The sequence below is a fragment of the Methylobacterium sp. PvR107 genome (genome assembly GCF_017833295.1).
Taxonomy (GTDB): Bacteria; Pseudomonadota; Alphaproteobacteria; order Rhizobiales; family Beijerinckiaceae; genus Methylobacterium.
In genome coordinates, this window is sequence record NZ_JAFIBW010000001.1 from 915,530 (window position 1) to 934,556 (window position 19,027).

General features: G+C 68.9%; 14 protein-coding genes. 6 read left to right on the forward strand and 8 right to left on the reverse strand.

Annotated elements, in window-relative coordinates:
- Positions 1–313 precede the first annotated feature (313 nt).
- A complete protein-coding gene (locus JOE48_RS04140; protein WP_210027976.1) occupies positions 314–1,036 on the forward strand; it encodes a DUF4142 domain-containing protein in 723 nt (240 codons plus the stop codon).
- A 94-nt stretch (positions 1,037–1,130) separates the two neighbouring features.
- Positions 1,131–1,601: a tol-pal system-associated acyl-CoA thioesterase gene (gene ybgC / locus JOE48_RS04145; protein WP_210027984.1), complete on the forward strand. Its 471-nt coding sequence runs from the start codon at positions 1,131–1,133 to the stop codon at positions 1,599–1,601.
- Here the strand turns inward: ybgC and JOE48_RS04150 are convergent.
- A complete protein-coding gene (locus tag JOE48_RS04150; RefSeq protein WP_210027985.1) occupies positions 1,587–2,375 on the reverse strand; it encodes an HpcH/HpaI aldolase/citrate lyase family protein in 789 nt (262 codons plus the stop codon). The genes ybgC and JOE48_RS04150 overlap by 15 nt on opposite strands.
- Before the next feature lie 305 nt (positions 2,376–2,680).
- Between JOE48_RS04150 and tolQ the strand changes: the two genes are divergently transcribed.
- The 4 genes from tolQ to tolB all read left to right on the forward strand — a co-directional run bounded on the left by tolQ (position 2,681) and on the right by tolB (position 6,623).
- Positions 2,681–3,397, forward strand: coding sequence for a protein TolQ (gene tolQ, locus JOE48_RS04155; protein ID WP_210027988.1), 717 nt, complete (start codon positions 2,681–2,683; stop codon positions 3,395–3,397).
- A gap of 24 nt (positions 3,398–3,421) precedes the next feature.
- On the forward strand, positions 3,422–3,868 hold the full coding sequence (locus JOE48_RS04160; protein ID WP_210027991.1) for an ExbD/TolR family protein: 447 nt from the start codon (positions 3,422–3,424) through the stop codon (positions 3,866–3,868).
- A gap of 10 nt (positions 3,869–3,878) precedes the next feature.
- Entirely contained in the window at positions 3,879–5,219 is a 1,341-nt protein-coding gene (tolA, locus tag JOE48_RS04165) for a cell envelope integrity protein TolA (protein WP_210028000.1), read from the forward strand.
- Positions 5,220–5,285: 66 nt separating this feature from the next.
- Positions 5,286–6,623 (forward strand): Tol-Pal system beta propeller repeat protein TolB, encoded by a 1,338-nt coding sequence (gene tolB, locus JOE48_RS04170; RefSeq protein WP_210028002.1) that lies wholly within the window; start codon positions 5,286–5,288, stop codon positions 6,621–6,623.
- Between the two features lie 144 nt (positions 6,624–6,767).
- On the opposite strand, the gene JOE48_RS04175 is transcribed toward tolB, so the two are convergent.
- From JOE48_RS04175 to secA, 7 genes are all read right to left on the reverse strand, one after another.
- Positions 6,768–8,000 (reverse strand): MFS transporter, encoded by a 1,233-nt coding sequence (locus JOE48_RS04175; RefSeq protein WP_210028004.1) that lies wholly within the window; start codon positions 7,998–8,000, stop codon positions 6,768–6,770.
- A gap of 121 nt (positions 8,001–8,121) precedes the next feature.
- The gene (locus JOE48_RS04180; RefSeq protein WP_210028005.1) at positions 8,122–10,674 is read right to left on the reverse strand and encodes a PAS domain-containing sensor histidine kinase; all 2,553 of its coding nucleotides are present in this window, start codon (positions 10,672–10,674) and stop codon (positions 8,122–8,124) included.
- Positions 10,675–11,055: 381 nt separating this feature from the next.
- Complete coding sequence (ahcY, locus tag JOE48_RS04185; protein WP_210028007.1) at positions 11,056–12,456, reverse strand: adenosylhomocysteinase; 1,401 nt, start codon at positions 12,454–12,456, stop codon at positions 11,056–11,058.
- Between the two features lie 158 nt (positions 12,457–12,614).
- Positions 12,615–13,019 carry a CsbD family protein gene (locus tag JOE48_RS04190; RefSeq protein ID WP_210028009.1) on the reverse strand — a complete coding sequence of 135 codons (405 nt, stop codon included), beginning with the start codon at positions 13,017–13,019 and terminating at the stop codon, positions 12,615–12,617.
- A 307-nt stretch (positions 13,020–13,326) separates the two neighbouring features.
- Entirely contained in the window at positions 13,327–15,270 is a 1,944-nt protein-coding gene (locus JOE48_RS04195; RefSeq protein WP_210028017.1) for a KUP/HAK/KT family potassium transporter, read from the reverse strand.
- 109 nt (positions 15,271–15,379) lie between these two features.
- Complete coding sequence (bioD, locus tag JOE48_RS04200; protein WP_210028019.1) at positions 15,380–16,051, reverse strand: dethiobiotin synthase; 672 nt, start codon at positions 16,049–16,051, stop codon at positions 15,380–15,382.
- A gap of 7 nt (positions 16,052–16,058) precedes the next feature.
- Positions 16,059–18,950, reverse strand: a complete 2,892-nt coding sequence (gene secA, locus JOE48_RS04205) for a preprotein translocase subunit SecA (protein ID WP_210028041.1) — start codon at positions 18,948–18,950, stop codon at positions 16,059–16,061.
- Positions 18,951–19,027: the final 77 nt, after the last annotated feature.

Consider the following 19,027-nt stretch of genomic DNA (forward strand, 5'->3'; position numbering starts at 1 on the left):
ATGGTCTGACCGCCGGGTTCCACCGCGCTTCGGTACAGGCGACGTACGACGCTTCGAATGTAACCGACTGCCGCGACGGCGATTTCTGGCGTAAGTGCCCGATAATATTGCCAAGCTTGTGACGGGATTGCAGCAAGAGTCGCCAGAGAGAATCTGCGATGTTCCATGGAACAGTGCGAAAATGCGCCAGTTGTGAAGGCGACCGCGCTACGTCCGATTGGCGCGAGTGAGGCTGCCTGCATCGAGGCCCTGCCCCTCGGTTCGCGGCTGGTCTTCGTATTTCCAAGAACAACGTCAGGGATAAACTTCCGCCATGAAGAAGATGACGCTCGCCATTCTCGGCCTCTCGGCCGCTTTCACCGCGCCGGCCTTCGCGCAGGACGCGCTGCCGATCCGCGTGTCGCCGTTCGCCAACCAGGACGGTATCGGCGCCGCCGCGACCGAGACCCCGGCCTTCCGCGCCGAGGCGCTGCGTTCGGACGCCGCCAGCATCGAGGCGAGCCGCATCGCCCTGCAGCGGTCGCGCAACCCGCAGGTCCGCAACTACGCCAACCGCGTCCTGGTCGAGCGCAAGGCCACCACGGACGCGCTGCTGCCGCCGAACACCTCCCTGTCGCGCAACGGCTCGGTGGTCTCGGACAACCAGGGTATCCGCACCGACTTGAGCAACCCGGTCGGGTTGGTGCTCGCGCCGGTGACGATCGCGGCCAACATCGGCACCGGCATCGTCGGCGGCGCCCTCGGTGCGGTTGGCATCGTCGATAACAGCCCGGCCGAGCCGGGTCGCCGGGTGGCTCTCGGCGAGCGTGGCCAGGCGCGCCTCGCGCAGCTCCAGTCCGCCCCGAGGGGCCGCGCTTTCGACCGGACCTATATTGACCAGCAGGCTCGGTCCGATGCCCGGACCCTGGCGCTGTACGATTCCTACGCGAAGGCGGGTGACAACGCGCAGGGCCGTCGCTTCGCGAACGAAGCCCTGCCCTACATCGCCGACGAGCATGCCCACTCGGCGACCCTCGCTGCCCGCATCGGCGGCTGATCCGCGCGAGCCTCAGGGGATGTGAACGCGAGGGCCGCCTTCGGGCGGCTCTCGTCGTGTTGCGTCTGCGCCCGGCGCGCCGCTAAGGGAGCGCATGACCGCAACAGAGCCCGCGAACGACGATCCGGCCAACGAGGGAGGGGCGCCGCATCGGCTGTCCGTGCGCGTCTACTACGAGGACACCGATTTCTCGGGCTTCGTCTATCATGCGAGCTATCTCCGGTTTCTCGAGCGGGGACGTACGGAATTGCTCCGCGACCTCGCTGGCGACCAGTCGGACCTTCACCGCGAGGCGCGCGGCCTCGTCTTCGTGGTGCGTCGGATGAGCCTGGATTTCATCCGTCCGGCCCGGATGGACGATCTGCTGACGATCCTCACCCGCACGCGCGTCCTGCGCGGCGCCTCGATGCAACTGGCGCAGGAGGTTCGCCGCGGCGGCGAATGTCTCGTGGCCGCGGAGGTGACGGTTGCCTGCGTGCGCGACGGCCGCGCGGTCCGCCTGCCGGATGGCCTGCGCCAGCGCTTCGCGTCCGCCTCGGCCGATCAGCTGTCAGCCGGACCGTGACGGATCGGCCTCGCGCAGCACCCGGGCGAAGGCGTTGATGATCGTCATCGCATCGTACTCGACCGATACGAGCTGATAGCCCATTCCGACCATCTCCCGCGCCCGTGCGGGCGACGGCGCGAAGGCGCAAGGAATCTTCCCCGCCGCCCGCGTCGTGCGCGCGATCTCCGCGAGGGCGGCGCTGACCGCAGCGCCGAGCGGATCGAAGGCCGTGCCCTTCGAGAGCGCGATCGACAGATCGGCGGGACCGACCAGCACGCCGTCGATCCCCGGCACGGCCAGGATCGCCTGGAGATCCGCGATCGCACCCTCGGTCTCGCACATGGCGATCGTCAGGGCGCGCTCATTGGCCTCCGCGAGGTACGCGGAGCTGTCTCGGAGACCCGACAACCACATGGCGCGGTCCGGCCCCCAGCTGCGCTGGCCGACCGGCGGAAATTTCGCGGCGGCGGCAAGCGCCTGGGCGTCAGCCACCGTGTTGATCATCGGGGCGACGATCCCGGCGGCACCCGCGTCGAGCATGCGTGAGACCATGGCGAAGTCGCCCACCGGCACGCGCACCAGGGTCGATTTTCCGGCGAGGGCAACCTCGGTGATCGCGGCGCAGCAGGATCGGTAGTCGTAGCTCCCGTGCTGCTGATCCAGGAGCACCGCGTCGAAGCCGGCCCGCGCCAGCGCGCCCGCGACCAAGGGGTCCGCGATCATGGACCAGCCCAGGAACCGTGCCGGTCCGGTGGGCAGCAATTCGGGCAGATTGGGAACGGGGAGGGTCATGCGGTCCTGCGTGTTTCAGGGCTCGCGACTCGGCGCCGCTGGCCGGGACCTTAGCGGACGCGGTTTCGACGGGTCCAGCCTGCTGCCCCTGTTCGAACAGCGGGACGCCTCAGGATCGCCGGGATCGAAACCGATCCTTAACCCTGTCGCGCCCTTAACGGAGGCGGTGCGGCGGCGAGACATCGCGGGCCCAGCGGCCCTTACTTTCGACAGATTCGCGGGCGACAGCGTTGATATCGCTCACGTATCCGGCGGACGCGGGCCTCGCCCGGCGCATCGCGATCCGGAGCAGGAGACCTCGACGGATGAACCCAGCCGACGCGATGCAGGCCGCGCCTGTCGCCGACATGACGCTGCTCGGCCTGTTCCTGCAGGCCCACTTCGTCGTGAAGATCGTGATGGTCGGGCTGCTCAGCGCCTCGATCTGGTGCTGGTCGATCATCGTCGACAAGACCCTGCTGTTCCGGCGCACCAAGGCCGAGATGGACGCGTTCGAGGACGCGTTCTGGTCCGGCCGCTCCCTGGAAGAGCTGTTCCGCTCATTCAACGACCGGCCCGTCACGGGGCTTCCCGCGGTGTTCGTCGCCGCGATGCGGGAGTGGAAGCGCTCGTTCGAAGGCTCGGGCCGGCAGATCCAATCCCTGTCGCAGCGCATCGAGAAGCAGCTCGACGTCACCATCCATCGCGAGGTCGAGCGGCTGGAGTCGCGCCTGCTGTTCCTCGCGTCGATCGGCTCGGCCGGTCCGTATATCGGCCTGTTCGGCACGGTCTGGGGCATCATGACCGCGTTCACGTCGATCGCCGCTTCGAAGAACACCTCGCTGGCGGTCGTCGCCCCCGGTATCGCCGAGGCGCTGTTCGCCACCGCGATCGGCCTGTTCGCGGCGATCCCGGCGGTGCTCGCCTACAACAAGCTCCAGGCCGAGGTCACGAAGGCGCAATCGCGCCTGGAGGGTTTCGCCGACGAGTTCTCCGCCATCCTCTCCCGCCAGATCGACGAGCGGCTGCCGCTCGCCGCCTGAAGCTGATCCGGAGGAGACAGGTCCATGGGTATGGCAGCGGGTGCGTCTCAGGGCGGAAAGCGCCGCCGACGGCGGAGCCGCCGCGGCGGTCCGATCAACGAGATCAACATGACGCCGTTCATCGACGTCGTGCTGGTGCTCCTGATCATCTTCATGGTCGCCGCGCCGATGATGACCGTGGGCGTTCCCCTCGACCTGCCGCAGTCGAAGGCGTCGCCGCTCAATTCCGACGTGAAGCCGATCACCCTGTCGATCCGGCAGACCGGGCAGGTCTTCCTCGGCGAGGACGAACTCACCGACGAGTCGATCGTCCCCAAGCTCAACGAAACCGCCAAGACCGGGACCGAGGAGCGCGTGTTCGTGCGCGGCGACAAGCGTGTCGATTACGGCCGCGTCGCGCAGGTGATGGCGATCGTGACCGGCGGCGGCTTCAAGAAGGTCGCCCTCGTGACCGAGCCTGAGCATCAGTAGGGCCTGGATCGTGGAGTTCCGCTTCGACCGCAAGGAACCGGGTGTCTGGATCTCCGCCGGCACCCATGTCGCGCTGCTCGGGCTGGCCCTGTTCAGCGTCGCCGCCCCGGCCCTGCCCGAGGCGCAGGAGGGCGTGCCCGTCGAGGTGATCACCGAGAACCAGTTCTCCGAGATCACCAAGGGCGAGCGGCAGGCCGACAAGCCGATGCCGAACGCGACCTCGCGGGCCGACCGCAAGGCCGAGAAGGTCGAGGATCGCGAGCCCGAGAATTCCAAGACCGACGCGCCCACCGCCCCGACCCGCACGGCCGAGATGAAGCTCGCCAACGCGGAGGAGATGCCGCTGCGCAGCGAGCCGGACCCGCAGGAGGTGGCGCAGGCCGCCAAGGCCGCGCAGGAGAAGCGCGACGCCGAGAAGGCGGCCGAGAAGGCCGCCAAGGCCGCGGCTGAGAAGGCGGCTGCCGAGAAGGCCGCCGAAAAGGCTGCGGCCGCCAAGGCGGAGGCGAAGGCCAAAGCCGAGGCTGTCGCGAAGGCCGAGACCGAGAAGCGCGAGCAGCTCGAGAAGCTGATCGAGAAGCAGGAGGCCGAAGCCGAGGCCGCCGCCCAGAAGGCCGCCGCGAAGGCGAAGGCCGAGGCCGCCGCCAAGGCTGAGGCTGTGAAGGAAGCGGCCAAGAAGGCCGCCGACGCCAAAGCCAAGGCCGAAGCCGAGCGTCAGAAGGAACTCGCCGAGGCGAAGGCCGAGGCCGAGCGGGAGAAGGCCGAGGCCGCCGCGAAGGCCAAGGCAGATGCCGCGAAGGCTGAAGCGGCCGCCAAGGCCGAGGCCGCCGCCAAGGCGAAGGCCAAGGCCATGGCGGACGCGAAGGCGAAGGCCGACGGCGAGGCCAAGGCGCGCAAGCAGGCCGAGCTCGCCAACAAGTTCAACGCGGGCGACATCCGCTCGATGCTCGCCTCGAAGGCGCCGTCGCAATCGACTGGCGCCACCGGACAGGCCGTGCAAAAGGTGGCGGCCCTGGGCGCCGCGACCGGCAATGCCCAGCGCCTGTCGCCGTCGCTGCGCGACGCCCTGGTCGGCCTGCTGCAGCAGCAGATCGAGCGGTGCTACTCGGCGCCCCCCGGCGCGGCTCAGGGCGTGGTCCTGCCGGTTCTCGACATCCGTCTGAACCCGAACGGCTCGCTCAGCACCGAGCCGCGGATCATGCGCGGCGGGGCGAGCGCGGTGGATCAGTCGATCGCGCAGGCCGCGCTCCGGGCGGTCCGCCGCTGCGCGCCGTACAACATTCCGGCCACCTATGCGCCGTACTACAATGACTGGAAGGCCATCAACGCGGAGTTCGAGTTCACGGCGACCTGAGGTCTTCCAGCCGCTGTCGAGCCGTCCCCGCGCCCTCGTCTGATCGTCACTCGGATCCGACCCACCATGCTGAACACGTCTTCCGTCGGGCGCCGCCCGACGTCCTATGCCGCGCGCCTGATCGCGCTCCTCGTGATGCTGACGGGCTTCCTGGCAGGGCCTGCGCAGGCGCAGCTGCAGCTGCGCATCGGCGGCGGCAACTTCCAGCCGATGCCGATCGCCATCGCGGATTTCGGCGGCGACCCGAGCCTTGCGGGCCTCGTCTCCGGCGTGGTCACCAATGACCTGCGCCGCTCCGGCTACTTCACGCCCCTCGACCATGCCCGCTTCCCGGAGCAGCCGAATTTTGACGCGGCGCCCAATTTCGAGAAGTGGCGCGCCACCGGCATCCAGGGGCTGGTCACCGGCCGCGTCGTCCGCGACGGCGGCCGGGTCAAGGTCGAGTTCCGGCTCTGGGACGTCACCTCCGGCCAGCAGATGACCGGCCAGCAATACGGCACCGATTCCGCCAATGCCCGGCGCGCCGGCCACCTGATCTCCGACGCGGTCTACACCAAGATCACCGGTCTCGGACCGTGGTTCGACAGCCGCATCGCCTTCGTCGATGAGACCGGCCCGAAGGAGAACCGCCGCAAGCGCCTGATGGTCATGGATCAGGACGGCGCCAACGTCCGGGCCATCACCAGCGGCGAGATGTCGATCGTCGCGCCGCGCTACTCGCCGGCCACGCAGGACATCGCCTTCATGGCTCAGGCCACCGGCCACCAGCCGCGGGTGCAGGTGATCAACCTGGAAACCGGTTCGCGCCAAGCGCTGGGCAACGTCGATTCGATGAGCGCGAGCCCGCGCTTCTCGCCGGACGGGCGCAAGATCGTCATGAGCGTGCAGCAGGGCGGCAACGCCGACATCGTGACGATGGACATCGTCTCGAAGGCCCAGCACGCGATCACCAGCGGCATGGCGATCGATACCTCGCCGACCTACGCGCCGGACGGCGCGCAGATCGCGTTCGAGTCCGATCGCGGCGGCTCGCAGCAGGTCTACGTGATGGGCGCGGATGGCTCGAACCCGCACCGGATCACCTTCGGCGCAGGCTCGGCGTCGCAGCCGGCCTGGTCGCCGCGCGGCGACCTGATCGCCTATACGCGCCAGCGCAACGGCGGCTTCGCCATCTGCGTGTCGAAGCCCGACGGCTCCGGCGAGCGCGTCCTCACCGAGGGCTTCCACAACGAGGGTCCGACCTTCGCGCCGAACGGCCAGTACGTTTTGTTCTTCCGCGATCCCGGTGGCCAGGGCGGCGGCAAGCTGTTCATGGTCGACATCACCGGCAAGGTGGAGCAACCGGTGCCGACGCCCGCCTACGCCTCCGACCCGACCTGGTCGCCGCTTCTCGCGGGCCGCTGAGCGGCTGACGGTTCAGACCGTCATCACGCGCGGAAGCGAAGTGAGTTCAGGCGGCGCGAGGTCGGAACCTGCGGCGCCGCCTGGGTTGCTGCGCTGCGCTCGCCGGGACGGCGTCCGCTCTTTCCGGCCGCGCGGCCGGTTCTGTCACCGCTGCACCATCAGCTGATCGCGGTTCCGCAGAGCCGGGAACAGCCGACCCCAGAGCAGCGCGACACCGATGGTCGCCGCGCCGCCGGCCACCACCGCCGGAACCGCCCCGACCGCGGCTGCGAGCAGGCCGGACTCGAACTCGCCGAGTTCGTTCGAGGCTCCGATGAAGACCGTGTTCACCGCCGAGACCCGGCCGCGCATCGCGTCCGGCGTCTCGCCCTGCACGAAGGTCTGGCGCACGTAGACCGAGATCATGTCGGCTGCGCCGGTGACGAACAGGCAGGCCATCGACAGCGGCAGCGAGGTCGAGAGGCCGAACACCACGATCGCCGCGCCGAACACCGCCGCGGCCCGGAGCATGCGCACGCCCGCATGGCGGCGCAGCGGGTAGTTCGCCAGCAGCACGGCCATGGCCACCGCCCCGAAGGCCGGCATGCTCCGCAGCGCGCCGAGCCCGAGGGGGCCGACATGCAGCACCTCGCCAGCATAGATCGGCAGCAGGGCGGTAGCGCCGCCGAGCAGGACGGTGAACAGATCGAGGCTGATCGCGCCGAGCACCACCGGCTGCGAGCGGATGTAGTCGATGCCGGCCGACAGCGCCGCCCAGGTGATCGGCGGCCGCTCGCTCGATGCGGCCGGCCGGAAGCGGATCAGCAGGGTCAGGAGACTCGCCAGGGCGAAGCTGGCCCCGGCCCCGCCGAACACCACGGCGGGCCCCAGGGCATAGAGGAAACCGCCCAGGGCCGGCCCCAGCACGGATGCGCTCTGCCAGAGGGAGGCGTTCCACGCGATGGCCGAGCTGAATTGCGGGCCGGGGACCAGAGTCGGCAGCAGCGCCTGGAGAGCCGGGTTCGCGAAAGCCCGGGCGGTGCCGACGACGATGACCAGGGTGTAGATCGGCCAGACCGACTGATACCCGGCCAGGGCGTAGGCGAGGAGGCCGACGCTCGCCGCGCTCTGGAGCGCGAAGGCCGCAGCGCCGACGAGGCGGCGGTCGTAGGCGTCCGCCACGTGGCCGGTGATCAGCGCGCAGAGCACCGCCGGCAGGAAGCCCGCCAGGCCGACGAGGCCGAGCGCCAGGGCGGAATGGGTCAGGTCGTAGACGAACCAGCCGATCGCCACCGCCTGCATCTGATAGGCCAGCCCCGTGAGGAAGCGGGCCGCGCCGAACAGGCGGAAGTCGCCGATGCCGAAGACGGCCCAGCCGGAGCGATCATGTGCGGACATGTCTTCCTGCTGCGCGGGACGGGCACAAGAATCAAGCCTGACGGTGGGGACCTCGCGGACCGCTAGCGAACTTCAGGCTGTATCGTCGCGCCCGTTCCGCCGGCGATCGGGATCGGCCCGCTCAGTGCAGCGCCATCCCGGGCTTGCGCGGTGTGGTCGCCGCAGGCGGCACCGGTGGTCGGGGCTCCGGGCGCGGTTCGCGCACGGGGCGTTCCGAGAGGCCGATCGGGAAGGTGCAGGTCACGTGCGTCCCATGTCCGGGCGCCGTCTCCAAGTGGACCCGGCCGCCATGCAGCTCGACGAAGGACCGCACGATCGAGAGGCCGAGTCCGACGCCGCGATGGCGGGTGCCGAGGGTATGGCTCTCGAACCGGTTGAAGACCGAGTCGGCGATCTCGGCCGGCATGCCGCGGCCGTAATCGCGCACGCTCAGGACAAGATCCTGCGCGTCCTTCCGGGCATGGACCTCGACACGCTGGCCGGCATCCGAGAAGCCCACGGCGTTCGAGAGCAGGTTGAACAGGATCTGGCGGACCCGCTTCCCGTCCGCATGGACGCTGCCGATATCCTCCGGCACGTCGAGGGCCAGGGTGATGTGCGATTCCGCGAGCCGGTCCTCGATGCCGCGGACGGCGGCCTCGACCGTGGCCTGGACGTCGACTTCCTCGCGCTGCAGTTCCAACGAGCCGGCGTCGATCGAGGCCAGGTCGAGAATGTCGTTGATGATGACCAGCAGCGCCGCCGAGGAACGCATGATGTGGTCGGAATATTCCCGCTGCCGCTCGTTCAGCGCGCCGACCGTCTCGTCGCCGAGGAGCTGGGTGAAGCCGATGATGTTGGTGAGCGGCGAGCGCAGCTCGTAGGAGACGTGGTGCACGAAGGTGTCGCGCAGCTGCGCGGCCTTCTCCAGCGCGTCGTTCTTCTCGGTCAGCGCCCGCTCGACGTTGACGCTGGCGGTGACGTCGATCAGCGTCAGGAGCGTCGCGCCCTCGGGCAGCGGCTGCGCGGCGCAGTCGAGGACGGTGCCGTCCACGACCTCCAAGCGGCAGGAGCGCGCGGTCCGCGATTCCAGCCCGACGACGGTGTCGCGGATATCGAGCCAGGGTTCCTCGGCCGGCGCCAGCGACCGGCACGCCTGGATGACGGCGTCGACATGCGGCCGCTCCTCCACGATGGCCGGGTCGAGCCGCCACACGGTGCAGAAGGCGCGGTTGGCGAGCGTCAGCCGGCCGTCGGCCCCGAACACCGCGACGGGCTCGGCCAGGGTGTCGAGCGTCTCGGCCTGTAGGCGGCGCAGGGCGTTGTAGCGGGATTCGGCGTTCAGGTGATCGGAGACGTCGTCGAACAGGTAGGTCAGGCCGCCCTGCGGGTTCGGATCGGCGACCACGCGCAGCGTCCGGCCGTCGGGCAGGTACCACCAGGTCTGGTTCGCCTCCGCGGCCCGGTAGGCGGCGAGCACCCCCTGCTTCCAGCCGCGGAAATCCGCATGCTCCTCGAGCTTCCGCTCGGCCCGCAGGTGATCGAGGATCTCGCCGTCGGCGGGGCGGCTGTCGAGGAAGGCCTGATCGAGGTCCCAGAGCTGCCGATAGGCGGCGTTGTGGAAGATCAGCCGCTGCGACACGTCGAACATCGCCACCGCGGTCGGCAATTGGTCGAGGGTCCGGACATTGGCGTTCATCTGCCGCTGCAGGTCGATCCGGACGCTTTCCAGTTCCGAGACGTCGATGGCGATGCCGACCCGGCCGGTGTCGAGGCTGGTTTCGAAGACGTCGAGCACCCGGCGGCTTCCGGCAACGATGGCCGACAGGCGCGGTACGCTGCGCGTCAGGCCGGCGGAGCGGGCGGCCTCCTCGCGGGCGATCGTCTCCCGTGCCGGGCGGTCCAGCAACTCGGTGCCGGCATCGAGGGCCGCCTCGCGGCTCTCCGCCTCGACGGCGGCCACGTAGGCGGCGTTGACCCAGCTCAGGCTGCCCTCGCGGTTGCGCCGCCAGACCGGCTGCGGGATCGCGTCAAGAAGCCCTGACAGGGCCGACAGACCGCGACGGGTCTCGTCCAGGGTCGCGCGCAGGTCGGCGATCTCGCAGCGCTCCTGGCTGGTCTCGCGCAGGCGCAGCAGAGCCCGGCCGGCCACCGCCTGCCCATGCGCCTCGATGTTGCGGCCGGTCTGCGTCCGAAGGCTCAGCGCGAAGCTCGTGCCCCGGGCCCGCAGGGTGTCGACGGCGGCCTCGACCGCGTCCGCGTCGGCGGCGACGAGCCAGGTGCCGAAGGCCAGGACCCGGCGCGCGTAGCCCGAAGTCGGCCGCTCGCCGTGGATCGCGAGGCTGATATCGCCCTCGACCACCGGCTCGCTGCGCCGGTCCCAGGTGACGATGATCTGGCGCTCGGCGTTGAGCAGCATCTCGGCGCGGTCATGAGCACCCCTCAGGACGTCGAGGGCTGCGGCCAACTCGCGCTCGCGCCGCGTCCAGCGTCCGCGCTCATAGAGATGGAGAAGCGACAGGATTACCGCGAAGACGACGAGCCCGCCAAACACCGCAAGAGCGGCCACGCTGTGGATCTCGCGCGCCGGATGGGCCGCGGTCGCCTCGGGCAGCTCGGCAAGCGCCGCGCTCGCCGTGGTCAGGGCGAGCGCACCCACGCAGATCCGAACGTGTGCCGCACGACCGACACCCATGGCTTGCCCTACCCCCACCCATCGATGGCGGTCCGAGCGGCGCGCGTCATCGCGCGGCGCAGAACGCACCGTCCCCGCGGCAATCCTCCCGGACCGCCGCGGCCTCATCGATCAAAGATTCGCCGGTACTCTACCGTGGGGCGGAATCACCCCGGAAGGGGAACGAAGCGTGCCTGCGGGCAAGTTGCGCATAATCAGTCGTTAACGACACACAGAAGACACAGTTCGATTTCGCATACAGAGCTTGACAAGCGAAGAGGCCCGACGCAGCGCGCCGGGCCTCGAAGAATTGTCCATCCGGCGGTGAGACCGCCCGGCGATGTTCATACTCGCAACCGATGGTTCGGCGCGGGCCTGCGCCGAACCCAGGTCGCGGCGCCGTCAGTAGCGGTAGTGCTCGGGCTTGAACGGGCCGGCCTCGGACACGCCGATATAGGCGGCCTGATCGGGGCGGAGCTTCGAGAGCTTCACGCCGATCTTTTCCAGGTGCAGGGCCGCGACCTTCTCGTCGAGGGTCTTGGGCAGGGTGTAGACCTGCTTCTGGTACTTGCCCAGGTTGGTCCAGAGCTCGATCTGGGCGAGCGTCTGGTTGGTGAACGAGGCCGACATCACGAAGGACGGGTGACCCGTGGCGTTGCCGAGGTTCACCAGACGACCCTCCGACAGGAGGATGATGCGGTGCCCGTCCGCGAAGGTGATCTCGTCCACCTGCGGCTTGATATTCGACCACTTGAGGTTCTTCAGGCCGGCGACCTGAATCTCGTTGTCGAAGTGGCCGATGTTGCAGACGATCGCCCGGTCCTTCATCGCCCGCATGTGGTCGATGGTGATGATGTCCTTGTTGCCCGTGGCGGTGACGAAGATGTCGGCGCGCGGCGCCGCATCCTCCATGGTCACGACCTCGTAGCCTTCCATCGCGGCCTGGAGCGCGCAGATCGGGTCGATCTCCGACACGAGCACGCGGCAGCCGGCGTTGCGCAGGGAGGCGGCCGAGCCCTTGCCCACGTCGCCGAAGCCCGCGACCATCGCGACCTTACCGGCCATCATCACGTCGGTGCCGCGGCGGATGCCGTCGACCAGCGACTCCTTGCAGCCGTAGAGGTTGTCGAACTTCGACTTGGTGACCGAATCGTTCACGTTGATCGCCGGGAAGAGCAACTTGCCCTCCTTGGCCAGCACGTAGAGGCGGTGGACGCCCGTGGTGGTCTCCTCGGAGACGCCCTTGATGCTGTCGGCGAGGCCGGCGAACCAGCCCTTCGGCTTCTCGGCGAGCTTCTTCTTGAGCAGCGCGAAGAAGATCTCCTCCTCCTCGCTCTCCGGCTTGTCGAGGAAGGCGGTATCGCCGTTTTCGGCGCGCAGGCCGAGATGGACGAACATGGTGGCATCGCCGCCGTCGTCGAGGATCATGTTCGGCATGCCGCCGTCATGCCAGTCGAACAGGCGCGAGGTGTAGTCCCAGTACTCCTCCAGGGTCTCACCCTTCACGGCGAAGACCGGGATGCCGGCGGCCGCGATGGCGGCGGCGGCGTGATCCTGCGTCGAGTAGATATTGCAGGAGACCCAGCGGATGTCGGCGCCGAGCGCCTTCAGCGTCTCGATCAGCACAGCGGTCTGGATCGTCATGTGGAGCGAGCCGGCGATCTTCGCGCCCTTCAGGGGCTGCGCGGCGCCGTATTCCTCGCGGACCGCCATCAGGCCCGGCATCTCCGTCTCGGCGATCGAGATTTCCTTGCGGCCGTAATCGGCCAGCCCGATGTCCTTGACGATGTAATCCTTGGCCATGAGTCGATGGCTCCGTGTTCGCGTTGCGGTTCGGGCCAAGCCCCTACCACTTCGCGGGATACGAAGCAATCAAGACATAAAGATGTCTTTATGCGTTTCGCCCAGTGGGGCGGCCGAGTGGCCGGCGGCCCCGCCGCGGCGTCATCGCGGAGGGCCGCTCAGCGGGTCGGTCGCGAAAGCCAGCCGAGGCCGAAGGCCATGGCCGCCACGAGGGCCAGGGTCGTGCCGCGGTTCTGGTCCGCGCGCCGCGCGAGGGTCCGGCCGTGGCGTACGGCGCGGTCGCGGTAATGCTGCCCGCGCTCGATGGCCTCGTCGGCGAGAGCATGGCTCCGCTCGCTGACCTGACGGAATCGGGTGCGTCCCTCCTCGACGAGGTTCTCGCCGCCGTGGCGCAGGTCGCGCACGGCGTCGCGCGCTTCCCCGTAGGCGTATTGCGCCGCTCCGGTCGCCTGGTCGTATGCGCCGTCGAACTGATCGCCGGCCCGACCGCGAATGGCACCCGCCGCCGTCTTGGCCCGGCCCCGTAGATGGCGAAGGCCGCCTTCGAAATGATCTTGGTTCATCCTCGTCCCTCCGATCCGGCGCACGCCACGTCGGTGCGTCGCCCAGGTTGGGGCGCAACGAGGCGCGGCGGCCGCGGTTCCGCGCCGTCCGGCATTGCCTGCTCAAGTTTCTGTGCATCGGCTGGCAAGGATCTGCGCTGAGTACGGCCTGCGGCTCCGCTCCGGTCCGTCGTCGTACCCTGTGCAGGCGGTCGCATCCGCGACCCATTCAGGGCGGATTGTCACCCGTCGTCCCGCGTGGACTTGGCGATCTCACCCGTGGGCCGCGGCGGAGACTTGCGCGTGTGTCGGGTGGTCGCCTGAACGCCTAGATCTCGATTTCGGTCCCGACTTCCACGACCTGCCGGGTCGGCACGCCGAAAAAGGCGCCGGTGCGCTCGGCGTTGCGCTGCATGAAGGCGAACAGGTTCTCCCGCCACGGCGCCATGCCCCGCTTGTCCTTGCGCGGGATGATCGTCTCATGGCCGACGAAGATGGTCATGTCGTCGAGGACGTGCGGCGGGAGGTGCCGGGATTCCACCGCGCAGGCGAGCCCCTCCGGGATCGAGGCCTCTTCCATGAAGCCGTAGCGCAGGATCACCCGGTAGAAGTCCGGCGCCAGGATCGTCACGTGGGCGCGCCGCTCCTTCGGGACGGTGGGCGTCTCCTCGTAGAGGGCCGTGATGATCAGGATGCGCTCCATCAGGGCGTGGTTGCGCGCAACGAACCGCGAAAGATGCAGCGGAATGCCGTGCTCCGCCGCGGAGAGGAACGCCGCGGTGCCGGGCAGGCGCAGCAGGTCGCGGTGCTGGAGGCCGGCGAGAAAGACGTCCTCGGGCTGCCTCAGGGAGATCCGCGCGTCCTCGACGAGCTCGTTGCCCTTCTTCCACGTGAGCATCATCAGGGCGACGACGCCGGCGAGGACGAGGGGAAACCAGCCGCCCTCCAAGATCTTCACGCTGTTGGCCGCGAAGAACACGGCGTCGATCGCCAGGAAGAAGCCGTTCACCGCGAAGACCAGGATCGGGTTGTAGCCCCACCGCAGGGCGATGAGGGCTGCTAGCAATGTGGTGATCGCCATGAGCATCGAGACCGCGATCCCGTAGGCGCCGGCCAGCGCGTCGGACGATCCGAACATCACCACCGCCACGAGGGTTGCCGCCGCCAGGAGCCAGTTCACCATCGGGACGTAGATCTGTCCCCGCTCCTCCCGGGCCGTCTGCACGATCCGCATCGCCGGGAGGAAGCCGAGCTGGACCGATTGCTGAGTCAGCGAGAACACGCCCGAGATGATCGCCTGGGAGGCGATGATCGTCGCCATCGTGGCCAGCGCGATGAGCGGCAGGTGGCCCCAATCCGGGCACAGGCGGAAGAACGGGTTCTCGATCGCGTCCGGGGTGGCGATCAGCAGCGCGCCCTGGCCGAAATAGTTGAGCATGAGCGCGGGCAGGACCAGCGCGAACCAGGAGAGGCGGATCGGCGACGCGCCGAAATGTCCGAGATCGGCGTACATCGCCTCGCCGCCGGTCACCGCCAGGAAGGCGGCGCCGAGCATGGCGAAGCTGACGTGCAAGCCGGCATGGAGCATGAAATCGACCGCATGAAACGGGTTGGCGGCCGCGAGCACCTCGGGTTTGGCGACGATGCCGACGATTCCGAGCAGGGCCAGCACGACGAACCAGACCAGCATGACCGGTCCGAACACCCGGCCGATGGCGGCTACGCCCTTGTGCTGGACCAGGAACAGCCCGACCAGGATCACCAGCGTGATCGGTACCACGAACGGACCGAGTGACGGCGCATCGACCTTCAGGCCCTCGACCGCCGACAGCACCGAGATCGCCGGCGTGATCGCCCCGTCGCCGTAGAGCAAAGCCGCGCCCACGAGCCCGATCACCAGAAGCAGCGCCTTCCACGTCCCCGGCCGCGCCTGCCGCGCCCCCAGCAGCGCCAGCATGGCGACGATGCCGCCCTCGCCGCGATTGTCGGCGCGCAGGATCAGCACCGCGTATTTCAGCGACACGATCAGGATCAGCGACCACAGGATCAGCGACACCGCACCCGTGGCCGCCGCCGGCACCGAGGCCCCGCCGGCGGTCGCGGCCTTCACCGCCTCCTTGAACGCGTAGAGCGGGCTCGTGCCGATGTCGCCGTAGACGACCCCCAGCGCGCCCAGGATGAGGGCCGGCCGCAGCCGGCCGCGCGTCGGCACATCGCCTCCCGCAGCAGCCTGGGACCCGGAATGCGCCGCTGGGGCAAGGGACTGACTCAACGCAGGACTCCGGCAGGGCGCCCCCGGTCCGGGGTGCGGCGCCTCCTTCGAAGAAGTAGCGGCTGCGGCCAAGCCGTCCAGCGCCGCCGCGGTCACGATTGGCGGCGCCTCAGATCAGATCGGTGAGTCCCTCCGGACAGGGCTGGCCGCGTCTGAGGCAGAAGACCGGCGCGCCGGCATGGCGGGCGATCGCTCCCGCCACCGTGCTGGCCGGTGCCGGCGCACCCTCGCTTTCGCTGACGGCCACGGCGAGCAGGGGAACCGCATGCAGGCGCAGAGTCTCGCAGGCGGTGAGCGCATGACTGATCGCCCCGAGATAGCTGCCGGAGACCAGAAGGGCCGGAACGCCGAGCGCGCGCAGCCAGTCGAGACCCGTGGCTGTCTCGGTCACGGGGCTCATGAGGCCGCCCACGCCCTCGATCAGGAGCGTGCCCCGGGTGCCGGCGATCTGCGTGCGGCACCAGCCGACGAGGTCGGCAAGGTCCAGGGACCGCCCTTCCAACGCGGCCGCCTGATCGGGCGAGAGCGGCGCCGAGAACCGCCACGGCGAGCATGCCTCGACGGCCGCGTCGTCGAGGGCAAGATCCTGGGCGTCGAGCAGACGGGCAGTGTCGCTCTCGGCGAAGCCGGGGTCGCCGAACGGCGGGACCCCACTCGCGAGAGGCTTGAGGGTCCGGACCGGCCGACCCAGCGTCCGGAGGCGCCGGGTCAGGGCCGCGGTGACGTAGGTCTTGCCGATCTCCGTCCCGCCCCCGGCGATGAAGACCGCCCGCGCGGGCACGCCGGCCTCAGGCCTGGAGGCTGCCGTGGCAGTGCTTGTACTTCTTGCCCGAGCCACAGGGGCACGGCTCGTTGCGGCCGACGCGGCCCCAGGTGGCGGCATCGTCCGGATTGCGCTCCAGCACGGCCCCATCCGCCGCGAGGCCCTGCGCGGCGAAACCGTAGGCCGGACCACCGCCCCCGTCGCTGCCCGAACCCTGCCCGGCATAATCCATCTCGTTCTCGCCGGTCACCGGATCGAGATGCTGGGCGAACATCGGCGGCAGCGTCGGGCCACCGGCCGGGTACTCCGCCTGCGGCTCCTGCATCATGATCTCGACCCGCGAGAGCTGCGCGGTGACTTGCTCGCGCAGGGCGGTCACGAGACCGTTGAACAGGTCGAACGCCTCGGACTTGTACTCGTTCAGCGGGTCGCGCTGGGCGAAGCCGCGCCAGCCGATCACCTGCCGCAGGTGGTCCAGGGTCACGAGGTGCTCGCGCCAGAGATGGTCGAGGGTCTGGAGCAGGACCTGCTTCTCGATATAGGCCGTGACCTCGGCACCGTTCTTCTCGGTCCGGTCGGCATAGGCCGTCTCGGCGGCCTTCATCAGGCGCTCGCGCATCTCCTCGTCGGCGATGCCCTCCTCCTTGGCCCAGTCTTCCACCGGCACGTCGAGGTTGAGGATGTCCTTCACCTGCTCGTGCAGGCCGGCGACGTCCCACTGCTCGGCGTAGGCGTTCTCCGGGATATGGCGGGCGACGAGGTCGTCGATCACGCCCTCGCGCATCTCGTCCACGGTCTCGCGGACGCTGTCCTGACCCATGAAGTCGCGGCGCTGCTCGAACACGACCTTGCGCTGGTCGTTCATGACGTTGTCGTACTTCAACACGTTCTTGCGCATGTCGAAGTTGCGCGCCTCGACCTTCTGCTGCGCCTTCTCGATCGCCTTGTTGATCCAGGGGTGAATGATCGCCTCGCCCTGCTCCAGGCCGAGCTTCTGCAGCATCCCGTCCATGCGGTCGGAGCCGAAGATCCGCATCAGGTCGTCCTGGAGCGACAGGTAGAATTTCGAGCGGCCGGGATCGCCCTGGCGGCCCGAACGGCCGCGGAGCTGGTTGTCGATGCGCCGGGATTCGTGGCGCTCGGTGCCGATGATGTAGAGGCCGCCGGGCAGCGCCTTCTTCCGGCCTGCCTCGGGATCGGCCGGTTCGCCGGAGGCCAGCACCTTGGCGCGGTTCTCGGCGATCTCAGCCTTGATCGCCTCGATGGCGGCGTTGCGCTCCGGCCCGTCGGCCAAGTGCCCCAACTCCTTCTCGATCCGCATCTCGAGATTGCCGCCGAGTTTGATGTCGGTACCGCGGCCCGCCATGTTGGTGGCGATGGTGATCGCGCCGGGCACACCTGCCTCGGCCACGATATAGGCCTCCTGCTCGTGGAAGCGGGCGTTGAGCACGGCGAAGCGCTTGGTCACCCGGCCCTCGCGGGCGGCGGCGTAGACGTCTGTCAGCGCGTTCGGATCGGAATAGTCGAGCAGGCTGTAGCCGGCCTTCTTGAGCATCTCGGCGAGGTGCTCCGACTTCTCGATCGAGCCGGTGCCGACCAGGATCGGCTGGTGACGGCTATGCGCCCTGTCGATCTCGGCGATGATGCCTTCGTACTTCTCCCCGACGGTCCGGTAGACCTCGTCGTCCTCATCGACGCGCTCGACCTCCTTGTTGGTCGGGATATCGACCACGTCGAGCTTGTAGATCTCGGCGAATTCGTCGGCTTCGGTCGAGGCCGTGCCGGTCATGCCGGCGAGCTTCTTGTAGAGGCGGAAGTAGTTCTGGAAGGTGATCGAGGCCAGCGTCTGGTTCTCGGGCTGGATCGTGACCCGCTCCTTGGCCTCGAGGGCCTGGTGCAAGCCCTCCGAGTAGCGCCGGCCCTGCATCATGCGGCCGGTGAACTCGTCGATGATCACCACCTCGTCGTTCTTGACGATGTAGTCCTTGTCGCGGGTGAACAGCGTGTTGGCGCGCAGAGCCTGGTTCACGTGGTGGACCAGCGTGACGTTGTGGGCGTCGTAGAGGTCGCCTTCCTTGAGGAGGCCGGCCTCGCGCAGCGCCTCCTCGATGAACTCGTTGCCCTCTTCGGTCAGCGAGACGGTGCGCTGCTTCTCGTCGAGGTCGTAGAACTCCTTGCGCAGGCGCGGCATCAGCGCGTCGACCGCCACGTAGAGTTCCGAGCGGTCATCCACCGGGCCGGAGATGATCAGCGGCGTGCGCGCTTCGTCGATCAGGATCGAATCGACCTCGTCGACGATCGCGAAGTTGTGCCCCCGCTGCGCCAGCTGGGACATCTCGTACTTCATGTTGTCGCGCAGGTAGTCGAACCCGTACTCGTTGTTGGTGCCGTAGGTGATGTCGCAGGCGTAGGCGTCCTTGCGCTGCGCGTCGTCGAGTCCGTGGACGATGGTGCCGACGCTGAGCCCCAGGAACCGGTAGAGCTGGCCCATCCACTCGGCGTCGCGGGCGGCGAGGTAGTCGTTGACCGTGACGACGTGGACGCCCTTGCCCTCGAGCGCGTTCAGATAGACCGGCAGCGTCGCCACCAGGGTCTTGCCCTCGCCGGTCTTCATCTCGGCGATGCCGCCCTCGTGCAGCACCATGCCGCCGATCAGCTGCACGTCGAAATGGCGCTGACCGAAGACGCGCTTGGCGGCCTCGCGCACCGTCGCGAAGGCCGGCACCAGGATGTCGTCCAGGCTCTTGCCGGCGGCGAGCTCGGCCTTCAGCATGTCGGTGCGGGCGCGCAGGGCCTCGTCCGACAGGTCCTGGATCTCCGGTTCCAGCGCGTTGATCAGGGCCACGCGCGGGCGATAGCCCTTGACGCGGCGGTCGTTGGAGGAGCCGAAAATCTTCTTGGCGATCGAGCCGAGCATCGTTGACCTGCGGACGCGCGAGCCCGCCCACGGGTGAGCGTGGCGGGCCGGCCTGGGCGGAGTTGGCCGGGCTTATA

What these genes read in the sequence shown, in the direction of transcription:
- JOE48_RS04180 (WP_210028005.1), bottom strand. Translation starts at nt 10,674, where the DNA reads ATGGGTGTCGGTCGTGCGGCACACGTTCGGATCTGCGTGGGTGCGCTC.
- ahcY (WP_210028007.1), bottom strand. Translation starts at nt 12,456, where the DNA reads ATGGCCAAGGATTACATCGTCAAGGACATCGGGCTGGCCGATTACGGC.
- tolB (WP_210028002.1), top strand. Translation starts at nt 5,286, where the DNA reads ATGCTGAACACGTCTTCCGTCGGGCGCCGCCCGACGTCCTATGCCGCG.
- tolQ (WP_210027988.1), top strand. Translation starts at nt 2,681, where the DNA reads ATGAACCCAGCCGACGCGATGCAGGCCGCGCCTGTCGCCGACATGACG.
- JOE48_RS04160 (WP_210027991.1), top strand. Translation starts at nt 3,422, where the DNA reads ATGGGTATGGCAGCGGGTGCGTCTCAGGGCGGAAAGCGCCGCCGACGG.
- JOE48_RS04150 (WP_210027985.1), bottom strand. Translation starts at nt 2,375, where the DNA reads ATGACCCTCCCCGTTCCCAATCTGCCCGAATTGCTGCCCACCGGACCG.
- JOE48_RS04175 (WP_210028004.1), bottom strand. Translation starts at nt 8,000, where the DNA reads ATGTCCGCACATGATCGCTCCGGCTGGGCCGTCTTCGGCATCGGCGAC.
- secA (WP_210028041.1), bottom strand. Translation starts at nt 18,950, where the DNA reads ATGCTCGGCTCGATCGCCAAGAAGATTTTCGGCTCCTCCAACGACCGC.
- JOE48_RS04140 (WP_210027976.1), top strand. Translation starts at nt 314, where the DNA reads ATGAAGAAGATGACGCTCGCCATTCTCGGCCTCTCGGCCGCTTTCACC.
- ybgC (WP_210027984.1), top strand. Translation starts at nt 1,131, where the DNA reads ATGACCGCAACAGAGCCCGCGAACGACGATCCGGCCAACGAGGGAGGG.
- JOE48_RS04190 (WP_210028009.1), bottom strand. Translation starts at nt 13,019, where the DNA reads ATGAACCAAGATCATTTCGAAGGCGGCCTTCGCCATCTACGGGGCCGG.